Raw genomic sequence first — 24261 nt, 5'->3', positions numbered from 1 at the left:
CGCGCTGCTGGCCCATCGCGGCACGACTGCCAAGCGCGCCGCCCCCAGCCACCGGTCGCGGCGCACCCCGCGGCTGCGCGGCGCACGGTTGTCAGGCGCTTACCTGGCCGGATCGTCGACGCCGATCGCGGCACCGACGGTGCCGGCGGTGCTGGGCGGACGGTGGTTCTTGCTGGAGCGCCCCGACGCCGAGCCGACGGCGGCGACCTCGGCGATGTGTGAGGTCGTGCTCGAGCGGTACGGGGTGGTCACCAAGGGCGCGGTCCACACCGAGGGCGTCCCGGGCGGCTTCTCCCGCGTCTACCGGGCCCTCACCGTTTTCGAGGACAGCGGGAAGGTGCGCCGCGGGTACTACGTCGACGGCCTCGGCGGTGCGCAATTCGCGGTGCCGACGACCGTGGACGCCCTGCGCGACCACACCACGATCCCCCGCGAGCGGGCCGGGCGCGCCGTCGTGCTGGCCGCCACCGACCCGGCGAATCCGTACGGGGCCGCTCTCGAGTGGCCCGACACGGCCGGCGGCCACCGCCCGGGCCGCAAGGCCGGCGCACTGGTCGTCCTCGTCGACGGCGCCCTCGCCTGCTTCGTCGAGCGCGGTGGGAAGACGGTTCTCACCTTCCCCACCGCCGACCGGTCGCCCCTCGACGCGGCCGCCTCCGCGCTCGTCGACCTGGTGCGCGCCGGTCGCGTCGAGCGCCTCGCCATCGACACCGTCGACGGCGAGCCGGTCCTGTCCACCGACTTCGGCAGAACCCTGGTCGAGGCCGGCTTCACCACCACCCCCCGCGGCATCCGGCTGCGGTACGGGACTCATGCCTGACAGAGTGCTCTAACCCAACAGCTGCTCGATTCGCGCGACGCAGAAGCCCACGATGTCGACATCGGGGCCGAGGTTGAGATGGGTCGCCATCCTGATCAACGGGACTGCCAACAAGACTGCGGCGAGGACCTCGTTGTACATCAGATTCTCGACCCGCCAACCGGTCTGCACCTCGTAGTGGGCAATCGTCTCTTCCCGCGACGGTGTGCCGGGAAGCACGGGGTGCCCCTCGAACTCGCTGCACGCCCAGTCCAGGAAGAGCATCCACGCCAGATCCGCCTCGTGATCACCCAGGTAAGCGATCTCCCAATCGAGAACCCCTCGTACGGTGCGCTCCGGCGAATAGAGGATGTTCGACATGCGCGCATCGCCCCAGACCAACGTCGTGTGCTCGGGCTCGTAGGAGTTGTCGCGCAGCCAGGCAATCGCCCTGTCGAAGGCCGGGGCCGGTGATGGCGAGGCCCAATGCACGGCAGCGTCCAGGTAGTTCACAACCTGCTCCAGCGCCCCAGTTCCGAACTTGGGCATGGCGAGAAATCCCAACCCGGCGCTCGGCACGTCCACCTGATGGACGGCCGCGATCGTGTCCACGCAGGCAAACCACATCTGCCGTCGACCGGCTTCGTCGGCGTCAAAATAGGTTCCCGCGGTGTGGTACGACGGGAAGTCACTGGGCGCGACACCACCGGTGATCTGGTCCATCACCAGATACGGAGACCCCAGTGGATTCTCGTCCCCGGGGTCGATCCATCGCACTGACGGCACTGCCAGGTCTGTAGCGGCACGCAGTCGGTCCATGACCAAGTACTGGCGTCGCAGGTCGTAGTCGGGGAACAGCGACACCTCGGGTGGCCGGCGAAAGACGAGCGGGACCGGTGTTCCCTCTGAGTCCTCGGCCGTGAACAAGTAGGTCTCCGTTGCGAACCCGCGCTCGGTGCGCGCCAGGTTCGTCGCAGGTCCGAAACCCTTGGCTTCGAGGATCGGCGTCAGAGCAGAGCCCAATCTTTCGGAAGGGACGCGTTGCACCACGCCGGTCACCACCCCGTGTACCCGTACCGCGGGTACGCGCCCATGAAGACCATCTCGACCAGGCCGTGCCCGGTCTTGTCTCCCATGCGCACCTCACACAGGGTTTCGGACAGCATGCTCACCTGTCCCAGCACCGTGGGATCGGTCAGGTCGGCACTGAAGGAGTCGATGAATGCCGGGCCTCTCCACATACCCGAGGCGTATCCGTTGAACTCGTCGTAGCCCGCCAAACCAGGCCAGAAGTCGCAGAGCGGGGTGACCTCGATTGAATCGACCGCCCGATCCGCTCTATGCACGGTGAAGGTGCTGCCGGCATCGATCACTCGTCGACCTTCTCGGAACTTCAGGTCATGCTCGACGTCGATGATCGGGAGGGACTCCTTGCCGGATGCGAGGGGGTGGAGAACCTCCCCCTCGAACTGCCAGCGTTCGCCCGTACTCGTCTCACGCTGCGCAAAGTGCACGAGCTCGTCCTCGAACTCGAAGATGCCCATGTAGTACAAGACGCCGTCGGGCACCTCCGAGGGCTGCCGGTGATCTCCCTCGGACAGGCTCCCACCGCCACCGCCGTGTCGAACGCCCCAGGAATGGTCACGCCCGAACCACCACTTGTCGGGATCGATGTCGATTCGCTCCCCGTCGAGTTCGATCCACCCGGTCAGCCGACCATTTTGATAGAACCGACGCGCATCCTCTCGGACCCGCCCTCGGGACCGGTGAAACGCCGGGGCCTGCTCATACGCGGGAAAGGTGCCCGTCAGTTCCAAGTGCAGGCTGATGCCGTGATCGTTGGGTGCCACCACCGACCTGACTCCATGCAGCGGGTCGGTGACCTCATAGGTGTACGGCCCGACGGTCCAGGACGACAGTGCTCCCTCCGTCGCATCGATTTCGGTCGACATCCGCACCACCCGAGCCTCCCGACCGTGACGGGTCACCATCGCGTAGGCGTCCATGACATTGCGGTTCGGGTAGCGGGCCATCCCGGTCATGATGCTGATGTCCCCGGTCCGGTCGAAGCCGTACATGACGATCCGCTCGGTCCACCGCAGATCACTCTGGCTGACGTGGTCGAATGTGGTCGGCAACTGATGACACAACAGTTCGTCTTGGGGGGTGAGCATGGCTTGTCCTCTCATCTGGGTGCGCTCCAGCCAGAGTATTACGTATCATGTCACTACGTAATGAAATGGCGATTTTCCTCGTCGGCGGTCCGGTACGCTCGGCAACCGTGAGCGAACGCACCGAGGTATCGACGACGGCCGGCCGGCCGCGCAATCCCGGGCTCGATGCGTCAATCCTGACCGCGACGCGCACGTTGCTCGCCGAGGTCGGTTACGCGAAGACGACTATCAGTGCCATCTCACGCGCATCTGGAGTCGCGACACCCGCGATCTATCGACGCTGGTCCTCGAAGGAGGCGATTGTCGAAGAGGCCGTCTTCGGCGTCGAGGGGGCCACGCCTCCGAGTGGCACCGGCGACTTGCGCGCAGACCTGCTCGCCTGGACGCACTGGTTTCTCGGTCAAATCGCCGAGCCGGCCGTCCGATCCGCGGTTCCCGGCCTTCTGGCGTCTTACCAGAACACTGCAGGCGCGTATGAGAAGTTGGTCGCGCGGTCCGACCACCCGATACGTCACGCCCTCATCGAGGTGATCGCCGATCAGTTTCCCGCCGCACCCGGCAAAGCCGCCAAGGTGGGCGACGAGGTATTCGATCTGCTCGTTGCGTCAACCGTGGTGCGCGGACTCACCCGCGGCGAGGCCGGCGCCGGACCCTTCTGTGATCAGCTGGCCGAGACCCTCGCTCTCATCGTCGAATCCCGCCTCAGCTGATCCAGTGCATGCATAGTTCATGCTAGCCTCATGATATGAGCAACTTGCAGGTTCGCAACCTCCCGGATGACCTCCATACCCGGCTGAGTGAGCGTGCCCGCAGACTGGACATCTCCATGTCCGAGTACGTCACACGCGTCTTGCGTGCCGACCTGGATCGCCCATTGTTCGAGGACTGGGCAACCGCCGCGCGACGAGCGGGCACCGCACGCCCGATTGACACACTCGCGGCGATCGACGCGGCGCGCGACGAGTACGACACGCGGCCGCCCGCACCATGAGGTGTGTCGTCGATGCGAGCGCCTTCGTCGACGCTATCTTGCCCACACCACGACAATCGGCCGTCCTCAGCGCAATGTCCGACGCCGAAATGTGGGCGCCGGCCATCTTCGACGTGGAGGTTGCCTCGGCGTTGTGGCGTCTGGTTCGCACCGGCCAGATCAGCGATGGCGAGGCCGACTATGGACTCCACCTGCTCCGCACCGCCACCATCCGACGCGTCGACCATCCGACGCTCATCGAAGAGGCATGGCGGCTCCGCACGTCGGTCCGGATTTCCGATGCGTTCTACGTCGCGACGGCCCAACTTCTCGAGGCAGCGCTGATGACCTCCGACGCCAAACTGTCGCGGGCGCCGGAACTCGGCGTGACGGTTGTGTTGATCCAATGACGTGCCCCGATGCCTGAGGGCGACACCCTCTTCGCGCTCGCCGCCCGGCTGCGCCCGGTGCTCGCGGGGCAGGTGCTGACGAAGACGGACTTCCGCGTGCCACGACTGGCGACCGTCGACCTGAGCGGTTGGCGGGTCGACGAGGTCCGGTCGATCGGCAAACACCTGGTCATGGACCTGTCCGACGGAGAGCGGCGGTGCGCCATCCGCTCACACCTGGGCATGGACGGATCGTGCCGGGTGTTCCGGCTCGGGCAGCGGTGGACCAAACCCGGCCACACCGCCCGCGTCGTCCTGCACGTCGACGGCGCGCAAGCCGTCGGATTCCTCCTGCGCGAGCTGCACGTCGACACCGATCCCGACGCGGCATTGGCACACCTCGGCCCCGATCTGCTCGGGCCGTCGTGGGACGCCGATGCCGCGCTGGCGAACATCGCGGCCGCCGACCCCGCTCGGACGGTGTCCGACGTGCTCCTCGACCAGCGGATCATGGCCGGCGTCGGCAACGTCTACCGCAACGAGATCTGTTTCCTCCTGGGCGTCCACCCGTCGACACCGGTGGTCGACGTCGACGCGCCAGAGGCGGTCGGGGCGGCGCGGACGCTGCTCTGGCAAAACCGCCTGCGGCCGACCCGCAACACCACCGGGCTGCCGGGCCGGGCGACCCACTGGGTGTACGGGCGCGAGAAGAGGCCCTGCCGTCGGTGCGGCACGCCGATCAGGCGCGTGGACGGTCGCGACCGCGACCGCGTGACCTACTTCTGTCCCACCTGCCAGCCGGCTACTGGTTCCCGTAACGGTCCGGCTCCGGACCGAAGGTGAACCGCCGGGCGGAGATGTCGTCGACGGTGATCTCGACGTAGTCGTACTTGAGCGTCGGCACCCAGCTGCGCAGCGGCAACTTGTCGGCCTCTTCGATGTCGTGGGTGGTGACCAGGATCTTCGCGTGCCCCTTGGCGATCACGCTCCACCCGCCATCGTCGTCGGTCTGATCGGCCTCGAAGGCGAGGCGGTTGTTCACCGCGATCTCGGACAGCTTGGCGCCGGCGGCGGTGCGGAAGTAGATCTTGCCGTCGGCGACGTGGAAGTTGATGGGGAAGATCTCGGGCTGGTCGCCGACGCTTGTCGCAATGCGACCCAGCGAGCGCGTGCCGAGCAGGCTCCAGGCCTCATCCTCGGAGAGGGTTTGAACTGCGCTTCCGTCAACCATGGTGACCTCCGGGAATCCGCTGGGGTCCCTCCGAGGTTACCGAAGCGATGGGTGTCACGCCGGTCGACGACCAGGGCCTTTGGGCCCGATCACCACGCCCTATTCGGGCACCGGGACCGGCTCGAGGATGTCCTTGCGCGACTCGGGTGCCGCGATCCGCAGCGCGTCCGCCGAGGCGTCGTCGGGCTGTTGCTGCGAGGCGATCTCCGCCTCGACGCGCGCCACATAGTTCGCCACCTCGAAGGCCGTCGTCTTCTTCGACCAGCCGAGGATCGGCGCAACCAGGTCGGCGACCTCCTTGGCACAGTCCACCCCGCGGTGCGAGTACTCGATGGAGATGCGCGTGCGTCGGGCGAGCAGGTCCTCCAGGTGCAGTGCGGCCTCGTTGCGCACGGCGTAGACGATCTCCACCCGCAGGTACTGCGGGGCCGCTTCGAGCGGGTCGAGCAACGACGGATCGTCCTCGGCGTAGCGCAGCACATCGTCGATCAGCGAGCCGTACCGGTTGAGCAGGCGCCGCACACGGTACGGGTGCAGGCCGTAGCGCTGACCGAGGCCCTCGCACTGGTTGATCAGCGCGAAGTACCCGTCGGCGCCGAGCAGCGGCACCCGCTCGGTGATGGAGGGCGCGACCCGCGTGGGGATGAAGTCGTTGCAGGCGTCGACGGCGTCGGCACCCATCACGCGGTAGGTCGTGTACTTGCCACCGGCAATGGAGACGAGGCCGGGCGCGACGGTGGCAACGGCGTGCTCGCGGGACAGACTCGACGTCTCATCGTCCTCGCCGGCCAGGAGCGGCCGCAGGCCGGCGTAGACGCCCTCGATGTCGTCGTGCGTCAACGGGGAGACCAGCACCTCGTTGACCCGGTCGAGGATGTAGTCGATGTCCTTGCGGGTCGCCGCCGGATGCGCCAGGTCGAGGTTCCAGTCGGTGTCGGTGGTGCCGATGATCCAGTGCGTCTCCCACGGGATGACGAACAGCACCGAGTTGACCGTGCGCAGGATGATGGCGGTCTCGCTGACGATGCGGTCCCGCGGCACCACGATGTGCACGCCCTTGGAGGCGCGGACCTTGAAATGGCCGCGCTCCTTGGACAGTGCCTGCACCTCGTCGGTCCACACGCCAGCCGCATTGATGACGCAGTGGGCGCGGACCTCGGTGGTCTCGCCGGTGTCCGAGTCGCGCACGCGCACACCCATGACCCGATCGGCCTCGCGCAGGAAGTCGACGACCTGGGTCGAGGTGCGGATGACGGCGCCGTACTGGGCGGCGGTCCGCGCGACGGTCAGGCTGTGCCGGGCGTCGTCGACGACCGTGTCGTAGTAGCGGATCCCGCCCACGAGGGAGGACCGCTTGAGGGCCGGTGCCGCGCGCAACGCGCCCGACCGGGTGACGTGGCGCTGGCCGGGCACCGACTTGGCGCCGCCCATCTGGTCGTAGAGGAAGAGCCCGGCCGCGACGTACGGCCGCTCCCACACGTGCTTGGTGAGCGGGTAGAGGAAGGGCAGCGGCTTGACCAGATGCGGGGCGAGCAGTCGCAGCGACAGCTCGCGCTCGCGCAGCGCCTCGCGCACCAGGCCGAACTCCAGCTGCTCGAGGTACCGCAGGCCGCCGTGGAACATCTTCGACGACCGGCTCGAGGTTCCCGACGCGATGTCGCGCGCCTCGACCAGCGCCACACGCAGCCCGCGCGTCGCGGCGTCGAGCGCCGATCCGACCCCGACGACACCACCGCCGACGACGACGATGTCGAACTGCTCCGAGCCCAATCGCTCCCACGCGGTCTTGTGGTACTCCGGACTCAGATCTGCGGGCCGGTCGCCTGCGGGCTCGGTATTCACAGTTGCCGAGCCTACCGCGTGCAAAGATGGCTGGCGTGGCGAGAAGCAGCGGATATGTCCTGTCCATCGACCAGGGAACTACCTCGTCTCGGGCCATCCTCTTCGACCATCGCGGTCGCCCGGTCGGCTCCGAGCAGGTCGAGCACGAACAGATCTTCCCGCGGCCCGGTTGGGTCGAGCACGACGCCAGCGAAATCTGGCGCAACGTCCGGCGCGTGGCCGCCGCGGCGATGGCGTCGGCGGAGATCAAGCCGAGCGAGGTGATGGCCTGCGGCATCACCAATCAGCGCGAGACGACCGTCGTGTGGGACCGGAAGACCGGCGCGCCGGTCCACCACGCGATCGTCTGGCAGGACACCCGCACGGCGGCCCTGTGCGAGCGCCTCGGCGGCGAGGCCGGACCCGACCGCTACCGCGAGCGGACCGGCCTGCCCCTGTCCACCTACTTCGCCGGACCCAAGCTGGTGTGGCTGCTGGAGAACGTCGACGGTCTGCGCGAGCGCGCCGAGGCCGGCGAGCTGTGCTTCGGCACCATCGACTCGTGGCTGGCGTGGAACATGACCGGTGGCGCCAAGGGCGGGCTGCACATCACCGACGTCACCAACGCGTCGCGCACCATGCTCATGGACCTGCGCACCCTGCAGTGGGACGAGGAGATCTGCGCCGACTTCGGCATTCCGATGTCGATGCTCCCGGAGATCCGCAGCAGCTCCGAGGTGTACGGCACGCTGACCGCCCCCGGCTCACCCGAAGGGGTGCCGCTGGCCGGCATCCTCGGCGACCAGCAGGCCGCGACCTTCGGGCAGGCCTGCCTGGCGCCGGGTCAGGCGAAGAACACCTACGGCACCGGCAACTTCCTGCTCCTCAACACCGGGACCGAACCGGTCTTCTCCGAGCACGGCCTGCTCACAACCGTCTGTTACCAGATCGGCGGTGCACCGGCCTGCTACGCACTGGAGGGGTCGATCGCGGTCACCGGTTCCCTCATCCAGTGGCTGCGAGACAATCTCCGGCTGATCCGCTCGGCCGACGAGAGTGAGAAGATCGCCAAGACCGTCGACGACAACGGCGGGGCCTACATCGTGCCCGCGTTCTCCGGCCTGTTCGCCCCACGCTGGCGACCCGACGCCCGCGGCGTGATCGTCGGCCTTACCCGGTTCATCAACCGCGGCCACCTCGTCCGTGCCGCGCTGGAGGCCAGCGCCTATCAAACCCGCGAGGTCATCGAGGCCATGACCGCCGACTCCGGGGTCACCCTGACCGCGCTGAAGGTCGACGGTGGGATGGTCGTGAACGATCTGCTGATGCAATTCCAGGCCGACATCCTCGGCGTGCCGGTGATCCGGCCGGTCGTCAGCGAGACCACGGCCCTCGGCGCGGCCTATGCCGCCGGACTCGCCGTCGGGTACTGGGCCAGCGCCGACGACATCCACCGCAATTGGGCGCAGGACAAGGAGTGGACCCCGCAGATGGGCGACGAAGAGCGCACACGGCTCTACGCCGAGTGGAATCGGGCCGTCGAGCACAGCCTCGACCTGGCCTGAGCGCTACTGCTTCGCCGCCCCTTCCGGGGTCTGCTCCTGCGGCGGCGGCTCCGGTTCGCCGAGGACCGCCGGACCGACGAGCGGCAACTCGCCGACGACCTCCTCGGCGTTCTCCCGAACGCGCAGGTAATTGGCGGCGCGTCGGTCCTCGTCGTCATCGGAGCGTCCCGAGCGGGGCACCAGGGGCATGCCGCCGGCCCGCATCCCCGAGCCGGGAGTCGAGCGCATCGGGGTCCCCGCTCCGACCGGGCCGGCGGTCGTGGTCGCCGATAGCCGGGGCGCGGCCAAGGCACCGGTCGGTCCGACGCCGAGTCGCGGCACGGCGCCGCCGAGCCTTCCCGTGGGCAGACCGCCGATCCCGCCCGTCGGGCGAGCGCCGGCAGCCGGAAGGTTCGGCAGGGGCACCACCGGCGACGGCGACCGGGGGCCCGGCGGTGGACCGGAGGGACCACCGGGCCCGCCGTTCTGCTTGGCCGCGTTGTCGGTCGACGGTGTTGTCGCCGGATGTGGCGTCGACGCCGGAGTGGTGGAGGCGGGGTTCTGCGCAGCGACAGTCTCAGAGCGCGCGGCGGCCGTCGGTGTGGTCGTGCCCGGGGTGCCGCTCAGCAGAGTGCTGCTGGACGGGGTGTCGGACAGCGGCGCACGAGGAGAGTCCGGTGCCGAGGCACCCGGCGGCGAGGCACCTCCCCCGCCGCCGAAGGAGACGAAGTCCCGACTGTCGGGGACGACGGTGTTTCCGGCGGCGAGCATCGGGTCGCTGTAGGCCGTGTCCATCGCCGACGCGACCGCCGCGCGGATCTCGTCGGCCGCACCCGCGGAATCGGCGCTCGCGGACGACTTGGCGATCGCCTGCGCGGCGGCGCGGATCGACGGCCCCTTCGCCTTCGTCGCGGCCAGAGTGCTCGCGACGTTCTGCAGGCTCGATCGAGCGGAGTCGGCTGCGATCGCGGAGTCGATCACCGCATCGGCCAGCGCAGACGCCGAAGCCTCCCCCTTCGACGCCGCGTCCCCCTTCAGCGTGCCGGCCGTCTCGGCGAACACCGACCTGACCTTGTCGGCGGCGGCGACGGCCCGCAGGATCGCCGCCTTCAGCGCGGCCACGTCCGCTGCGGCCTGCTCGGCCCCCATCGTGTCGACCATGTCCGCGATCGCCGCGACCTCGAGCGCCGACCACGGCGTGCGTCCTCCGGGAGCCATAGTCCTTAGACGCACGCCGAGACCTGACGGTTCCCGGCCTATTGCTTGTTCCCGCGGATTTCTCGATTGATGGAACCGTTCGGCCCTCGGCTGCGTCCAAGTATGGAGAGGATGTTCTCCAACGGCGCTTCGTCGCGCCAGAAGCGAGGTACCGGTGAGCCCACCCTGCACAACCGTCCGCTGCGAGAAAGACGCCTGGGCTCAGCGCGCCAAGGTTGCCACCTGGGCGGCTGGGGAGCTAGACGCGTGCGGTGAGATCGCAGGACGAATCTTGGCCAACAACTACATGGGTAACGGCTGCGCCGAAGCTCCGCCGTTGTACTCAGAGCTCGTCAATGCAATTTCCAATCACTGGCAACCAGCCCTTGCCTCGCACGCATCCGGGCTTGCGTCGCTCGCTACTGCATGTCACAACGGTGGCCACACACTAGTAGGTCAAGACCAGGCAGGAGCCCAGACATTTGGAAAATAGAGCAGCCACTGGAGTTGCCTTCGCCGTCGCCGTCACAGTTCTCCTCGCTCCGGGCTGCAGTAGACAGAACGCCACCGATCCAGCTCACAACGCCCCGGAATCGCTTGCTCACAGACTCAACCCAGCGAACGACGGGACCACGTATGAACCATGTGACGGCCCGACTCGTGAGTCTCTAACGGCGCTAGGGTGGTCACCAGATTCTCGGCATGACGCAGCGGTCGTCGACAACCAGACAGCACGCGGATGCGCTTGGAATGACTCGCATCTGGGTTCAGTTTGGGGCATCTCTCAAACGGTCGGAAACAGCCCGAGCCTCTCTGCATACAAGCAGATGAACAGCGCATTTCAATGGCAACAGGACCAGGTTCTAGGCGATCGGCCGGTCGGGGTTCACCTAATAGGGCGATCGACGTGCGCAACCCGCGTCCAGAGTCAGCGCGCAGGTGTGAGCACCGTCGCTAGCTACAACCGGGTGCCCGCCCCACCCACCTCCGAGATCTGTGCTCGGGCAATCGCTTTCACCAAGGCGACCATCGACCGCATGCCCGAGTAGCGACCAACCTTGACATACAACCGTTTGGTTGTATGTTTGAAGCGTGACCACCACAGCGGAACGCCTGGACCTGTCGGACGACGAGGTCGACGCACTCTTCCACGCACTCGCCGATCGGACCCGTCGCGACATCCTGCGACGAGCCCTGGCCGGCGAGCACTCGGTGAGTGCCCTCGCAGCGCAGTACGACATGAGCTTCGCGGCCGTGCAGAAGCACGTCGCGGTCCTCGAGAAGGCGGGACTGGTCACCAAGCGGCGCAACGGTCGAGAAGCCCTCGCGTCGGGAGAAGTCACCGCGGTCCGCTCGGTCAGCGCCCTGTTGGCCGAGCTGGAACAGATTTGGCGGGGACGCGTCGCGCGCATCGACGCCCTCCTCGCCGCCGACAACAACACCGATCAGCAGGAGTGAGACCATGCCCGTCATCGACGTGACCCCCGACCCCGAGAACTGCACCCTCACCATGACGGCCCGCTTCGACGCGCCCGTCGAACGCGTCTGGCAGATCTACGCCGACCCGCGTCAGCTCGAGCAGGTGTGGGGCCCGCCCACCTACCCCGCGACCTTCGTCCGCCATGAACTGCGGCCCGGCGGCATGATGCACTACTTCATGACCAGCCCGGAGGGCGACAAGTTCCCCGGCTTCTGGGAGATCACCGCCGTCGACGAGAAGACGTCCTTCGACTTCGACGACGGCTTCGCCCTCGACGCCGACGACTTCACGCCGAACCTCGACCTGCCGGTCTCCAAGAACGTCTACCGGTTCACCGCCGACGGCGACGGCACCCGCGCGGAGTACCGCAGCGTCTACGCCACCGCCGGCGACCTGCAGAAGGTGCTCGAGATGGGCATGGTCGAAGGGGCGACCGGCGCGATCAACCAGATCGACGAGCTGCTCAAGAACGACTGATCCCTGCGGTAGCGTTCGCCGTGTGAAGCATCTTGTGTTGACCGTCATCGGCGACGACCGTCCCGGCCTCGTCTCGACCCTGGCCGACGTCGTCGCCGCCCACGGCGGGAACTGGGAGCGCAGTCAGCTCGCCCGACTCGAGGGCAAGTTCGCCGGCATCGTCGCCGTCGGCGTTCCCGACGACCAGTCCGACGACCTGCTCGCCGCCGCCCGCTCCCTCGACGACCTCGAGGTGTCGGTCCACTCGGCCGGCGCCTCGTCCGGCGACGAGACGGCCACACACCTGACCATCGGAGTGCTGGGCAACGACCGTCCGGGCATCGTCCGCGAACTGTCGACCGTGCTCGGTTCGCACGGCTTGAACATCGAGAGCATCACCACCGACACCCGCGAGGCGCCGATGGCCGGCGGCATGCTCTTCGAGGCGAACTTCGACGTCACGGTCCCATCGGGCACCGACCTCGTCGCGGTGCGCGGCGAGCTCGAACGACTGGCCGCCGAACTCCTCGTCGACGTGGGTATCGACGAGACGGCCTGATCAGTCCAGATCGTCGTGGCGGACCAGTTGGCGGGCCGCCTCGGTGATCGATCCGGACAGCGACGGGTAGACCGACAGGGTCTGCGCCAGGTCCCCGACCGTCAGCTTGTTCTGCACCGCGATGGCGATCGGCAGGATCAGCTCCGAGGCGTTCGGTGCGACGACCACGCCGCCGATGACCACGCCGGTCGCCGGGCGGCAGAAGATCTTCACAAAGCCCCGGCGCAGTCCGCTCATCTTGGCGCGCGCGTTGGTGGCCAACGGCAGCATCACGCTGCGCGCGGGGTATTCACCCGAATCGATCGCCTGCTGCGAGACGCCGACGGTCGCGATCTCCGGTCGGGTGAAGATAGCCGACGCGACGGTCTTCAGTTTCAGCGGGGCGACGCCTTCACCGAGCGCGTGGTACATCGCGATACGACCCTGCATGGCGGCCACCGAGGCCAGGGGGAACAGGCCGGTGCAGTCGCCCGCGGCGTAAATGCCGGCGATCGAGGTCCGCGAGACGCGGTCGACCTCGATGTAGCCGCCCTTGTCGGTCTTGATGCCGACCTTCTCCAGTCCGCACTTGGACGTGTTGGGGATCGAGCCGACGGTCATCAGCACGTGGGACCCGGTCACCGTCTGACCGTCGGCGAGGGTCACGGTCACCGAATCCCCGTCACGGGTCGCCTTGTCGGCGCGGGCGTTCTTGACCAGCTTGACGCCGCGCTCGGCCAGCGCGTCCTCGAGGACCAGCGCCGCGTCCTCGTCCTGTCCGGGCAGCACCCGGTCGCGGCTGGACACCAGCGTCACCTTCACGCCCAGCTCCGTGTAGGCGTGCACGAACTCGGCGCCGGTGACGCCCGAACCGACCACGACCAGGTGCGTCGGCAGCTCCTCCAGGTCGTACAGCTGGCGCCAGGTGAGGATCCGCTCGCCGTCGGGCTGGGCGTCGGGCAGGATCCTCGGGCGCGCGCCGGTGGCGATCAGGACCACGTCGGCCTCGAGGAGTTCCTCACTGCCGTCGCTCCCCTTGGCCATCACCTGGTGCGTCGCGCTGCCGGGCACCGGGTCAGCCAGCTCGCCCACGCCGTGGATCAGCCGGACGCCCTCGCTGAGCAGACGCGCCTTGATGTCGGCGGACTGGGCGAAGGCGAGCTCCTTCACACGCTTGTGGATCTCGGGCAAGCTGACCACCGCGTCGTCGAAGTGGATGTCGATGCCCAGGTCACCCGCGCGGCGCGCATCGGTGCGGACGCCGGTCGACGCGATGAACGTCTTCGACGGCACGCAGTCGTACAGCACGCACGCACCGCCCACGCCGTCCGCGTCGACGATGGTCGTCTCGGATCCGTAGGCAGCGGCGGCCAGCGCCGCCTCGTAGCCCGCGGGCCCGCCGCCGATGATCACGATCCTGGTCACTACGACTCCTGACTGCCCGGGGTGGCTGATTGCCCGACGCGTTGAACGATCCCCATTCTGTCCCAGTCCGCCGCACTTCGCGACGCATCGCCACACCGGGGTCGCATGCCCTGCCGCGATTCCCCGGCCCCGGCGCTAGGCTTGACTCGCCCGTCGCCGAACAACCGTTGCCGATCAGCCCCGAGGAGACGCCCGTGGCGCTGTACGCCGCATACGGATCGAATATGGATCCCGAGCAGATGGCGATGCGCGCACCCCACTCCCCGATGTCGGCCACCGGATGGCTCGTCGGCTGGCGACTCACCTTCGCCGGCGAGGACATCGGCTGGGAAGGGTCGCTGGCCACCGTCGTCGAGGACCGCGACAACCCCGACGCCCGCGTGTTCGTCGTCCTCTACGACGTGCCCGACGAGGACGTGCAGAACCTCGACCGCTGGGAGGGTTCCGAGCTCGGGGTGCACCGCAAACTGCGGGCGCGCATCGAGACGACCAGCGGATCCGCGCTCGCCTGGCTCTACGTCGTCGACGCCTTCGAGGGCGGCCTGCCGTCCGCGCGCTACCTCGGCGTCATGTCCGACGCCGCCGAGAAGGCCGGCGCACCTTCCGACTACGTACAGGCACTGCGCCTGCACGAGTCCCGCAACGTCGGACCCGGACCCGGCGGGGACACCGAGCTCTAAGCAGCGGTCACAGGAGCGACGGCGGGGTCTTGCGGTTCAGCGTCTCCAGCAGCGGCTGGCGCAACCCCTTCTTGATGGTCGCGAGGTTGGCTCCGGCGGTGGCGGACCGCGCAGCCGCGATCTCCCGGGCGCGCTCGACGAGCGATTCGACCGCCACACCCTCGTCGGCGATGCCCGCGGCGACGGCGCGATCGGCGCCGTAGCGCTGCGAGGTCAACATCGCCTCGGTGGCGGTGGCGTCGCTGAGCCGGGTGCGCAGCAGCGCGGCCATCCCCGACGTGAACGGCATGTTCAGCGCCGCCTCCGGCAGCGACCAGTACCCGCGCTCGGTGCGCATGAGGCGGTAGTCGGCGCACAGCGCGAGCATCGCGCCGGCACCGAAAGCGTGCCCGTTGACCGCGGCGACGGTCGCAACCGGCAGCGTGAGCACCTTCGCGTAGATCTCGTGGACCGAATCCAGATAGGCCGGCAGCTTGTCGCCGTTGGCGAAGACGTAGTCGGTGTCCAGGCCGTTGGTGAAGAACTTGCCGGTGGCCGTGATGACCAAGCCCTTCTTCGCCGACGCGCCGGCCTCGGCGACCTGGTCGAGCGCCGCGTTCACCTCGTCCATCCAGGTCAGAGCGAACCGGTTCTCCGGATTCGCCTCATCGAGCTCGACGCCCTCGGTGCCCAGGTAGAGCTCGTACACATCGTCAGATTCGCGCAAATACGGCATGGCACGGACTCTACAACCCGCGCAGTCCCGCATGGTTTCGGCAATGCCACATCGATCGACGCCGAATTGCCGAAACAGTGCTGGATTACGGTGTAGCCATGGCCGACGACCCCGCCCCCGACGCCGCAGCCGCCGACTTCATCGCCGCGCAGACCGGTGTGCCGCGCCACGACGTCGCGGTCGTGCTGGGCTCCGGCTGGTCGGAGGCGATGACGGCCTTCGGCACCCCCGTCGCCACCCTCACGACCTCCGACGTCCCCGGTTTCGCCCAGCCGAGCGCGGCCGGGCACGCCGGCACGATCACCTCGGCGCGCGTCGGCGAGCAGCGCGTCCTGATCCTCGCCGGGCGCACGCACGCCTATGAGGGGCACCCTCTGGAGCAGGTCGTCCACCCGGTGCGCACCGCCGCGTCGGCCGGCTGCACACGGATCATCCTCACCAACGCCGCGGGCGGGGTGAACCGCGACTACCGCGTCGGCCAACCCGTCCTGATCTGCGACCAGCTCAACCTCACCGGACGCTCGCCGCTGGTCGGCGCGCACTTCGTCGACATGGTCGACGCCTACTCCCCCGCCCTGCGCGCGGCCGCCCAGGAGGTCCACGCCGGTCTCGGTCGCGGACCACTCGCCGAGGGTGTCTACGCCGGGCTGCCCGGCCCCCAGTACGAGACGCCCGCGGAGATCCGCATGCTGGCGACCCTCGGCGCCGACCTCGTCGGGATGTCGACGGTCCACGAGACGATCGCCGCCCGCGCCGCCGGCCTCGACGTCCTCGGCCTCTCACTGGTCACCAACCTCGCCGCCGGCATCACCGGACAGCCGTTGAGCCACGCGGAGGTCCTCGAGTCCGGCCGCGACGCCGCCGCGATGATCGGCACGCTGCTCGCGGGGATCGTCGGAAAACTCGATGCCGGCTGAGCTGCGCTTCGGCACCGCCGGGTTGCGCGGCCCGGTCCGCGACGGACCGGGCGGCATGAACGTCGAGCTCGTCTCCCGTGCGACGTGGGCCGTCGCGCAGTGGCTGTCCGGACGGGGCCTGACCGGCGCACCGGTCGCCGTCGGGTGCGACGCCCGCCACGGCTCGGCGGAGTTCTTCACGACGACGACCGAGATGCTCGCGGCGGCGGGGTTCGACGTCATCGCGCTGCCCGGCACCTCTCCGACCCCGCTGGTCGCGTTTGCGTGCCGCGACCTCGACGCCGCCGCAGCCGTCCAGATCACCGCCTCGCACAACCCCGCCGGCGACAACGGCTACAAGCTGTATGCGGGAACGGGCTCCGACGTTCCCGGCGCTCAGATCGTGAGCCCCGTCGACGAGGAGATCGAGGCACTGATGGCGCGCGCGCCGTCAACGATCCCCCGCTCACCCGTCCAACCCGACGACCGTGCGCACACCTGCCGCGACCGCTATCTGGCGCGCCTGTCGGCGCGATTCCCCCGGTGCACCTACCCACTGCGCATCGCGCTCACCCCGATGCACGGCGTCGGCGGGCCGCTCGCGCTCGACGCGCTGGCCTGCGCCGGGTTCGACGACGTGCACGTCGTCGACGCCCAGTTCGCGCCGGACCCGGACTTCCCCACCGTCGCCTTCCCCAACCCCGAGGAGCCCGGCGCCACCGACCTGCTGGTGCGACTGGCCGCCGACGTCGACGCCGATGTGGCGATCGCCCTCGATCCCGACGCGGACCGCTGCGCCGTGGCCGTCCCCGCCGACGGCGGGTGGCGCCGCCTGACCGGCGACGAGGTCGGCGCGGTGCTCTGCCAGGCGTTGGCGGCACCGGGATCGGTCGTCGCCAGCAGCATCGTGTCGGGCACCCTCGCGGCCGACGTCGCCGAGGCCGCCGGCGCCCGCTCGGTGCGTACGCTGACCGGGTTCAAATGGTTGGCGCGCGCCGGTGAACCCCTGGTCTATGCGTACGAGGAGGCGATCGGGCACTGCGTCGACCCCGATGCGGTCCGCGACAAGGACGGGATCAGCGCCGCGGTCTTGGTCGCCCGCGTCGTCGCCGAGCTGCGGCGCGGCGGCTCGTCGATCGGGGCACTGCTCGACGGGCTCGCCGTCCGCCACGGCCTGCACGTCACCGTCGGCACGTCGACGCGTCTGCCCGACCCCGACGAGGCGGCCGCGTTGATGAAGCGGCTGCGCTCGACACCGCGTCGAACCCTGGCGGGGTTGGACTGCACGATGAGTGACTTCGCCGCGCGCACGGACGGGCTGCGCACCGATGCCGTCGAGTTCACCGGCGCACGCGGCGGTGAGCGGATCCGGGCGATCGTCCGACCGTCGGGCACCGAGCCCAAGGTGAAGGCCTACGTCGAGGTGGTCACATCCGTCGGCTCGGCGTCGGAGGCGGCACAACGTCGTGCGACGACGCTCGAGCGCGCACAGCACGCCGCCGACGACCTGCTCACCTAGACTCGGCGCATGACGTCGCAATACCCGTCGGGCTGGGACAACAACGGCTCGCAGTTCCCGAGCCCACCCGGACCGGAGTACCCGAATCAGCCGTACCCGCAGCCGGGCTATGCGCCGGCCCAGCGTTCCAACGCGCTGCCGATGGTCCTCATCGGCCTCGTCGTCGGGGCCCTGCTCGTCCTCGGTGCGGCGCTCGGCGCGGTCCTGTGGGGGAAGTCGAAGTCCAAGAACGCAGCGCCCGCGCCGACGGTCATCACCTCCGTGGTCCCGAATCCCGAGTCCGGCGGCACCACCACGGTCACCGAGACCGTGACGCCGAGCGCGCCCGCCGATCAGCAGGACTCCGACACGGTCGCGGGTACCGATTCGCAGGGCTTCACCGGCAACCCGGCGCGCTGCAACGTCGACGACCCGGCTGTGTTCATCGGGCGGACGGAACGGTCGTCGGTGGTCATCTGCCGCGCCGGCGCCACCGGCGGCCTGTACTACATCGGATACGCCGGCGGACACCGCTCGCCGGACGTCAGTTGGCCCGAGCAAAACGGCTCTACCTACGTGTTTCGCAGTGGCGGGACCTCGTATGTCGTGAGCCCGTCGTCGCTGACGATCCAGACTCCGAGCGAGTCCGTGGTCGAGCCGTGGCTGCAGAAGTGGGGCGGCTGAGGGAACCGATCGGGCCCGCGGTGCGTCCAATGCGACATGACCGTCACACTGCACGCACCCACCGCTGACCGCTTCGCGGCCGACCATCTCGCCACCGCTCACGAGGTCGTCGGCATCGCCCTGTCGCTGCGCGGCGACCTCGCCCGGTTGCTGCCCACGTTCGGGCTGATCGGCACCGAGTTCCTCGCGGTGCTGGCGCGCGTGCTCGACGAGGCCGGCCGCCACCTCGACGGACTGGCCACGCACCACGGTGGGATCGCCGACGCGACGCGCAGTGGCGTCGACGACTACTCCGCGACCGACGAGTCGGCGGCCCGGCGCACGCGAGGGGTGCTGTTGTGACCGGGGCCGAGGCGCTGGTCGCCCCGCTGCGCGCGCTCCTGACGACGCTGGGCACCGGGGTCCTGCCGCCAGGCGGACCGGTCGCGAACCTGGACCGTGCGGCGACGGTCTCGACGAGGGCCGGCGCCGACTCGGTGCGCAGTGCGGGCTCGCTGGCCGGGGCGTGGAGCGGTCGCGGTGGGAGCGCCGCGGCGACGGCGGCGCAATCGGCCGCCCGCGATCACCGACGGTCGGCGGCGGCCAACACGAACTCCGCAACGGTCGTGACGACGGCCAGCGCGCGCGTCGGGCGAGCCGCCGCCGATCTGCAGCGGCTCCTCGACTCCTTCGCCCGCGCCGCGAATGCGCTGGGCCCGGCGCTGTACAGCGTCGAGGGCCTGATGGCGTTGCTGCCGGTCGCACTCGATCACGTCTCCCGCGGCATCGCGGTGGTGACCAAGACGCAGGACGAACTGCGCTCGGATGCGGCGAACCTGCTCGCCCAGTCCAAGCACCACGCACCGAAGACCGTTCCGGCGCCGGGCAAGCGCGGAACCGCCGCCGACCCGCGCGACGCGTCCCTGGCGATCAAACTGCCGAGCGGGAAGGTCGTGCACGCACCCAACGTCCGCGCGGCACGGGCCGTCCGCGCGGCACTGAGCCAGCGGGGCGTCCCCTATGTCTGGGGCGGCACGACGCCCAAGGGCTTCGACTGCAGCGGCCTGACGCAGTGGGCCTATCGCCGGGCTGGCCTGGAGCTGCCCCGGCTGGCGCAGAACCAGGACGACGCCGGATTCCGGGTCAGCCGCGCCCAGGTCCAGCCCGGCGATCTCGCCGTGTGGGACGGCCACGTGGCGATGATCGTCGGCGACGGCCAGATGGTCGAAGCCGGGGACCCCGTCCAGGTGAACCCGATCCGCACGACCAACCTCGGCCAGGGATTCCAGGGGTTCTACCGACCCCGCTGAACTATCGGGTCAGTGCACCCAGGTCGAGACGCCGCCGTGCTCCGAGCAGGTGCCCGAGTGGTGCTGGCTGGTCGACCAGGTGCCGTCCTTGCACTGCGCGGTCGCGCCGTTGGGACGGGTCTTGCTGTTCTGGTTGTTCTGCGGCTTCGCGGGCGTGCTCGGCTTCGCGGGCGTGCTCGGCTTGGCAGGGGTGCTCGGCTTGGCAGGGGTGCTCGGCTTCGCGGGCGTGCTCGGCTTGGTGCTGCTCTGCGGCTTCTTGTCGCCCTGCTTCTTGGCGTCCGGCGACTTCTTCTTGGTCTCCGGCTTCGCGTCCTTCTTCTTGTCCTGCTTCTTCGGAGCGGTCTTGTGCTGCTGCGAGTGCGGGGCAGTCGGCTTCTGCGAGGGGGCGGTGGACGGGGCGGCTTGCGCGGCTCCGGCACCCAGGAGGAGGCCGCCGGCGATGACGGCGCCCACGGCGGCGGTGGTCAAATCAGTGATCTTCATAGCGCCGAGGTTAGGCGCGCCGACCCACACTGACCAGGCCCGTTCGTCCGATTCCACCGGTTTGACCGCGAAGTCCGACCGTAGGGTTTCCTGTCTAGCCGGACGCGGAGGCCTTCTCGGCGGAGCCCGAGTCCCCCGTCGAGTCACCCGCCTTCGACCGCAACCGAGCGGCGAGGCGTCGCCAGAGGTTGGGCGGCGGCGCATCGTCGACGTCGGCGGACTCGAAGTCGTCGACCCAGGCCGCCCCCTTGTAGACCGAGCGGTACATGTTGATGGTCGTCACGATGACGATCATCAACACCGGCCCGAAGACGATCCCGGCGAAGCCGAACATCTGCATGCCCGCGAACACCGACAGCAGCATCAGCGCCGGATGCAGGTGCGCGTTGCGGGGCACCAGGACCGGTCGCAGGAAGTTGTCGATGTTGGTCGTGACGATGAGGTGGAAGAAGAACACGAACAGACCGCCCACGACGTTGCCGGTCAACGCCATGCCGATGCCCAGCGGCATGGTGACGATGCCGCTGCCCAGCGGGATGACCGACAGGACCGTCAGGAAGATGACGAACATCGCGAAGCCCTGGTGGATGCCGCCCAGGTAGATCGAGATCGCGCCGGCCAGGCCCTGGGCGAAGGCGATGACGAACTGCCCGCGCACCGTCGCGGTGACCATCGAGCCGATCTTGTCCAGGTAGATGTCGGAAACCTCGGGCCCGAGCGGATTCAGATCCTTGAACAGGTTCACGACCTTCGAGGCGTTGGTGAGCAGCGCGAGGAACACGTACAGGAAGATGATCACCATCGTCACCGTCGTGGCGATGCCGCCGGCCGAATCACGTGCGAAGCCCAGCGCGAAGCGCCCGGCGCCCTCGGCGAAGTTGGACACCGCGTCGCGCACCTTGTCCATCGTCAGCGGCTCGACGTGGACGATCGGCACCTTCTCCAGGAAGTGGTTCGCCGACTTCAGCAACCGCTGGCCGACCTCGTTCAGATCAGTCTTCCCCAGCCAGTCGCGGATGCTCGTCACCATCTGGGCGATCTGCACGCCGGCCATGGTGATGATCCCGCTCAACGGGATGCCGACGATCGCGATGGCGCTCAGCAGGGTGAGGAATGCCGCCAGGCCCGAGTTCATCCGCGCGGCGAGCCGCCGGTAGATCGGCTGGAACAGGTAGGCGAGGATCGCCGCGGCGCCCATCAGCACCAGATAGTGGCGCAGGAAATAGGCCGCGACGGCCAGCGCGATCACCGTCATGATCCCGAGCGCCCTGCGCTCGTTCGGCGTGAACTCGGCCAGCATCACCCCATCCTAAGAGGCAAAGCCCGCCCAGGTTCCGTATAGGCGGGCCCCCTTCGTTAGGCTTTCCCCATGGCCGGAGACATCGTCCCCATTGAGCTGGGTCTCACCGACGGAAACGCCTACACCCTTTGGGCCCCGCGCTGGCGCGAGGACGACGAGGAGTGGGAGGCGTTCCTCGGGCTCGGCGAGAACCTGTACGGCTTCGACGACGTCGCCCACCTCGTCGGCTACATCCGCAGCACCGACGAGGAGCACGACCTCGTCGACCATCCTGCGTGGCCGACGGTCGTCGAGCTCCAGGGTGATGAGCTGGTGCCCGACAAGCGGCACACCTACGACCTGGTCGGCGTGCCCGAGCTCGCCGCCGAGGACCCCACCCCGGAGAACATCGCCGACCTCGAGGACTCGCTGGAGATCGTCCGCATCCTCGGTGAGGTCTGCGAGCTGAACACCATCACCAAGTTCTTCAACGGCAACCCCATCCTGGGCGCCGTCACCGCCGGTACCCGCAACTTCGTCGGTCGCGACGGCCAGGACCTGTGGGTCCGCATCGGTCGCCTGATCGCCAAGAACTGGGACGACGTCATCGACGCGCTCGACGACCTCGTCACCACCCCTGACGTCGACGAAGCCGCCGTGGCGGCCGCCGAGGCCGAACTGGCCGCCGCCGCGTCGGCCGAGGACTCCGGCGAGCCGGACGAGGACGACCTGGACCTGGTCGGCGACGACGAGGACGACGCCACGGGCTCGGCAAAGGGCCTGGTCGGCTCCGACGAGGAGACCGAGGCCGGCGAGCTGCTCGACGGCGACATCGACGAAGAGGACTTCTGGGTGGGCGTCGGCATCGACCCGATCCAGATCACGACCTCCGACGGCGAATACCTGTCGCTGCGCTGCTACCTCGACGACGAGCCAGTCTTCCTGGGCCGGAACGGGACGATCTACGTCTTCCTGTCGGTACGCGCGATCACCCGCTACCTCGCCGAGGACGACGACCACGACCTGGCGAAGGTCTCCACCTTCGACGACGTCCGCGCCGCCGCGACCGACGGTTCGCTGGAGTTCGAGGTGTACGAGGACAACGTCTACGTGCTCCCGGGTCTGGCCGAGGACATCGCCGACGGCCCGCGCCGCATCGACGGGGAGCAGCTGGACCTGGCCGTCGAGCTGCTGCTGGACGCCGGCGAGTACGCCGGTGAGGACTCGGTCGGCGAGGCCCTGTCGTCGACGACCCCGCTGGGCTGGTTCGTCGACTACGCGACGAACCCCGATCCCAAGCGCCTGGCGCCGAGCCCGCCGTTCGACAACGAGTCCGAGGCGTTCCGCGCCCTGGTCCACGACTTCGAAGACCGGATCGAGCGCAAGAACTAGGCGCCCGTCAACCCCGCGTAGCCGGGTTTGATCACCCCGTCGATCAACGTCATGCGCTGGTCGAACGGGATGAAGGCCGACTTCATCGCGTTGACGGTGAAGCGCTCGAAGTCCGCCCACCCGTAGCCGAACCGATCGGCCAGCAGTCCGCACTCGCGGCTCATCGTCGTATCGCCCATCAGCCGGTTGTCGGTGTTGACCGTGACCCGGAACCGCAGGCGCGCCAGGATGTTGAACGGGTGCGATGCCAGATCGGCCACGGCGCCGGTCTGCACGTTCGACGACGGGCAGAGTTCGAGTGGGATGCGCTTGTCGCGCACGTAGTTCGCGATGTCCCCCAGTTTCGCCCCGACGAAGGACTCGTCGGACGGATCGGCGCCCGGCGGCAACACCACGTCGTCGATGACGCGCACGCCGTGGCCGAGCCGGTCGGCGCCGCAGTAGCCGATGGCCTCCTTGATCGACGGCAGGCCGAAGGCCTCGCCGGCGTGGATCGTGTAGCGCATGCACTGTGCGCGCAGGTAGTCGAAGGCGTCCAGGTGTCGCGTCGGCGGGTTCCCGGCCTCGGCGCCGGCGATGTCGAAGCCGACCACCCCCGAGCGGCGGTGCCGCACGGCCAGCTCCGCAATCTCGGTCGACCGCGCGGCGTGCCGCATCGCGGTCACCAGACACCCGACGACGATCGGCCGCCCCGCCGCGGCGGCGGCCCGCTGCCCGTCGGCGAATCCGTCGAGCACCGCGGCCACGACCTCGTCGAGGGTGAGTCCCTGCTCGAGGTGCAACTCGGGGGCGAACCGCACCTCGGCGTACACGACGCCGTCGGCGGCCAGGTCCTCGACGCACTCGAGGGCGACGCGGCGCAGCGCGGCCGCCGTCTGCATGACCGCGACGGTGTGGCCGAAGGTTCGCAGATACCGGACCAGCGACCCCGCGTTGGCGTTGTCGACGAACCACCGGCCCAGCTGCTCGGGGTCCTGGGTGGGCAGCTCGTCGTAGCCGGACTCGCGGGCCAGGTCGACGATCGTCGCCGGGCGCAGTCCCCCGTCGAGATGGTCGTGCAGCAGGACCTTCGGCGCGCGTCGCAACGCGCCGGGCGAAACCGGCGGCGCGGGGGTGACCGAGGCGGATTCGGCGCTCATGTGTAAAGCGTGACACAGATTCGGGGTGAGACATTCTGCACACTTGGTTTCGCGTCGAAACACCCGGCTAACAGTCGGGGATGCCCTGTGACCGCGCTATTTCCCGCCCATTACCAGAATCCATATTGGTAAGGCAAACCTTAGTTCCGATCGGTTGGATCGGAATTCGCCTCGGGTCGTTT

General features: G+C 68.9%; 26 protein-coding genes and 1 pseudogene. 17 read left to right on the top strand and 10 right to left on the bottom strand.

Annotated features, from left to right (window positions below; genetic code table 11):
- A pseudogene (locus QM634_RS02680) lies at positions 1–820 on the top strand (DEAD/DEAH box helicase); the annotation flags it as partial.
- Positions 821–829: 9 nt separating this feature from the next.
- Here QM634_RS02680 and QM634_RS02675 read toward each other — a convergent pair.
- Together QM634_RS02675 and QM634_RS02670 are read right to left on the bottom strand one after the other, a co-directional pair.
- Complete coding sequence (locus QM634_RS02675) at positions 830–1861, bottom strand: phosphotransferase family protein (protein ID WP_415041227.1); 1032 nt, start codon at positions 1859–1861, stop codon at positions 830–832.
- Complete coding sequence (locus QM634_RS02670) at positions 1855–2973, bottom strand: hypothetical protein (RefSeq protein WP_415041226.1); 1119 nt, start codon at positions 2971–2973, stop codon at positions 1855–1857. Before QM634_RS02670 ends, QM634_RS02675 begins: the two co-directional genes overlap by 7 nt.
- A 107-nt stretch (positions 2974–3080) precedes the next feature.
- Here QM634_RS02670 and QM634_RS02665 point away from each other — a divergent pair, with 107 nt between their 5' ends.
- The 4 genes from QM634_RS02665 to QM634_RS02650 are packed head-to-tail and all read left to right on the top strand — an operon-like array spanning position 3081 to position 5175.
- Complete coding sequence (locus tag QM634_RS02665; RefSeq protein ID WP_415041225.1) at positions 3081–3683, top strand: TetR/AcrR family transcriptional regulator; 603 nt, start codon at positions 3081–3083, stop codon at positions 3681–3683.
- A 35-nt stretch (positions 3684–3718) separates the two neighbouring features.
- A complete protein-coding gene (locus QM634_RS02660; RefSeq protein WP_415041224.1) occupies positions 3719–3964 on the top strand; it encodes a FitA-like ribbon-helix-helix domain-containing protein in 246 nt (81 codons plus the stop codon).
- Positions 3961–4353, top strand: a complete 393-nt coding sequence (locus QM634_RS02655) for a type II toxin-antitoxin system VapC family toxin (RefSeq protein ID WP_415041223.1) — start codon at positions 3961–3963, stop codon at positions 4351–4353. The genes QM634_RS02660 and QM634_RS02655 overlap by 4 nt, the downstream gene beginning before the upstream one ends.
- A 9-nt stretch (positions 4354–4362) precedes the next feature.
- A complete protein-coding gene (locus tag QM634_RS02650) occupies positions 4363–5175 on the top strand; it encodes a DNA-formamidopyrimidine glycosylase family protein (protein ID WP_415041222.1) in 813 nt (270 codons plus the stop codon).
- On the opposite strand, the gene QM634_RS02645 is transcribed toward QM634_RS02650, so the two are convergent.
- Both QM634_RS02645 and glpD read right to left on the bottom strand, forming a co-directional pair.
- Positions 5135–5563 carry a pyridoxamine 5'-phosphate oxidase family protein gene (locus QM634_RS02645; RefSeq protein WP_415041221.1) on the bottom strand — a complete coding sequence of 143 codons (429 nt, stop codon included), beginning with the start codon at positions 5561–5563 and terminating at the stop codon, positions 5135–5137. The genes QM634_RS02650 and QM634_RS02645 overlap by 41 nt on opposite strands.
- Before the next feature lie 99 nt (positions 5564–5662).
- Positions 5663–7405, bottom strand: coding sequence for a glycerol-3-phosphate dehydrogenase (gene glpD / locus QM634_RS02640; RefSeq protein ID WP_415041220.1), 1743 nt, complete (start codon positions 7403–7405; stop codon positions 5663–5665).
- A gap of 35 nt (positions 7406–7440) precedes the next feature.
- On the opposite strand from glpD, the gene glpK reads away from it, so the two are divergent.
- Positions 7441–8949 (top strand): glycerol kinase GlpK, encoded by a 1509-nt coding sequence (gene glpK, locus QM634_RS02635; RefSeq protein ID WP_415041219.1) that lies wholly within the window; start codon positions 7441–7443, stop codon positions 8947–8949.
- Positions 8950–8952: 3 nt separating this feature from the next.
- Here glpK and QM634_RS02630 read toward each other — a convergent pair whose 3' ends face one another.
- Positions 8953–10146 carry a hypothetical protein gene (locus QM634_RS02630; RefSeq protein ID WP_415041218.1) on the bottom strand — a complete coding sequence of 398 codons (1194 nt, stop codon included), beginning with the start codon at positions 10144–10146 and terminating at the stop codon, positions 8953–8955.
- Positions 10147–10607: 461 nt separating this feature from the next.
- Between QM634_RS02630 and QM634_RS02625 the strand changes: the two genes are divergently transcribed.
- The 4 genes from QM634_RS02625 (at position 10608) to QM634_RS02610 (ending at position 12620) form a co-directional block, all read left to right on the top strand.
- Positions 10608–11174: a DUF3558 family protein gene (locus tag QM634_RS02625; protein WP_415041217.1), complete on the top strand. Its 567-nt coding sequence runs from the start codon at positions 10608–10610 to the stop codon at positions 11172–11174.
- Between the two features lie 64 nt (positions 11175–11238).
- Positions 11239–11583, top strand: a complete 345-nt coding sequence (locus QM634_RS02620; protein WP_415041231.1) for an ArsR/SmtB family transcription factor — start codon at positions 11239–11241, stop codon at positions 11581–11583.
- A gap of 4 nt (positions 11584–11587) precedes the next feature.
- Positions 11588–12082, top strand: a complete 495-nt coding sequence (locus QM634_RS02615) for an SRPBCC family protein (protein ID WP_415041216.1) — start codon at positions 11588–11590, stop codon at positions 12080–12082.
- 22 nt (positions 12083–12104) lie between these two features.
- Complete coding sequence (locus QM634_RS02610) at positions 12105–12620, top strand: glycine cleavage system protein R (protein ID WP_415041215.1); 516 nt, start codon at positions 12105–12107, stop codon at positions 12618–12620.
- Here QM634_RS02610 and QM634_RS02605 read toward each other — a convergent pair whose 3' ends face one another.
- A complete protein-coding gene (locus QM634_RS02605; protein ID WP_415041214.1) occupies positions 12621–14024 on the bottom strand; it encodes an NAD(P)H-quinone dehydrogenase in 1404 nt (467 codons plus the stop codon).
- A 194-nt stretch (positions 14025–14218) separates the two neighbouring features.
- Here QM634_RS02605 and QM634_RS02600 point away from each other — a divergent pair, with 194 nt between their 5' ends.
- Positions 14219–14704 (top strand): gamma-glutamylcyclotransferase, encoded by a 486-nt coding sequence (locus QM634_RS02600; RefSeq protein ID WP_415041213.1) that lies wholly within the window; start codon positions 14219–14221, stop codon positions 14702–14704.
- Positions 14705–14711: 7 nt separating this feature from the next.
- Here QM634_RS02600 and QM634_RS02595 read toward each other — a convergent pair whose 3' ends face one another.
- Positions 14712–15419 (bottom strand): enoyl-CoA hydratase/isomerase family protein, encoded by a 708-nt coding sequence (locus QM634_RS02595; protein WP_415041212.1) that lies wholly within the window; start codon positions 15417–15419, stop codon positions 14712–14714.
- Between the two features lie 98 nt (positions 15420–15517).
- Here QM634_RS02595 and QM634_RS02590 point away from each other — a divergent pair, with 98 nt between their 5' ends.
- Genes QM634_RS02590 through QM634_RS02570 form a run of 5 tightly spaced genes read left to right on the top strand, consistent with a single transcriptional unit; the run spans position 15518 to position 19786 of the window.
- Positions 15518–16336, top strand: coding sequence for a purine-nucleoside phosphorylase (locus QM634_RS02590; protein WP_415041211.1), 819 nt, complete (start codon positions 15518–15520; stop codon positions 16334–16336).
- Positions 16326–17834 (top strand): phospho-sugar mutase, encoded by a 1509-nt coding sequence (locus QM634_RS02585; RefSeq protein ID WP_415041210.1) that lies wholly within the window; start codon positions 16326–16328, stop codon positions 17832–17834. The genes QM634_RS02590 and QM634_RS02585 overlap by 11 nt, the downstream gene beginning before the upstream one ends.
- A gap of 9 nt (positions 17835–17843) precedes the next feature.
- Positions 17844–18497, top strand: coding sequence for a hypothetical protein (locus QM634_RS02580; RefSeq protein WP_415041209.1), 654 nt, complete (start codon positions 17844–17846; stop codon positions 18495–18497).
- 36 nt (positions 18498–18533) lie between these two features.
- Complete coding sequence (locus QM634_RS02575; RefSeq protein ID WP_415041208.1) at positions 18534–18839, top strand: type VII secretion target; 306 nt, start codon at positions 18534–18536, stop codon at positions 18837–18839.
- On the top strand, positions 18836–19786 hold the full coding sequence (locus QM634_RS02570; protein ID WP_415041207.1) for a C40 family peptidase: 951 nt from the start codon (positions 18836–18838) through the stop codon (positions 19784–19786). The genes QM634_RS02575 and QM634_RS02570 overlap by 4 nt, the downstream gene beginning before the upstream one ends.
- A 9-nt stretch (positions 19787–19795) precedes the next feature.
- Here QM634_RS02570 and QM634_RS02565 read toward each other — a convergent pair whose 3' ends face one another.
- Positions 19796–20269 carry a DUF3761 domain-containing protein gene (locus QM634_RS02565; RefSeq protein WP_415041206.1) on the bottom strand — a complete coding sequence of 158 codons (474 nt, stop codon included), beginning with the start codon at positions 20267–20269 and terminating at the stop codon, positions 19796–19798.
- Between the two features lie 94 nt (positions 20270–20363).
- The gene (locus QM634_RS02560) at positions 20364–21569 is read right to left on the bottom strand and encodes an AI-2E family transporter (RefSeq protein ID WP_415041205.1); all 1206 of its coding nucleotides are present in this window, start codon (positions 21567–21569) and stop codon (positions 20364–20366) included.
- Between the two features lie 69 nt (positions 21570–21638).
- Here QM634_RS02560 and QM634_RS02555 point away from each other — a divergent pair, with 69 nt between their 5' ends.
- The gene (locus tag QM634_RS02555) at positions 21639–22940 is read left to right on the top strand and encodes a primosomal protein (protein WP_415041204.1); all 1302 of its coding nucleotides are present in this window, start codon (positions 21639–21641) and stop codon (positions 22938–22940) included.
- On the opposite strand, the gene QM634_RS02550 is transcribed toward QM634_RS02555, so the two are convergent.
- Complete coding sequence (locus QM634_RS02550) at positions 22937–24079, bottom strand: adenosine deaminase (RefSeq protein ID WP_415041203.1); 1143 nt, start codon at positions 24077–24079, stop codon at positions 22937–22939. The genes QM634_RS02555 and QM634_RS02550 overlap by 4 nt on opposite strands.
- Positions 24080–24261: the final 182 nt, after the last annotated feature.

This window comes from Gordonia sp. (in: high G+C Gram-positive bacteria) (genome assembly GCF_047606305.1).
Classification (GTDB): Bacteria; Actinomycetota; Actinomycetes; order Mycobacteriales; family Mycobacteriaceae; genus Gordonia.
This window is presented reverse-complemented; position numbering and strand designations above follow the sequence as displayed.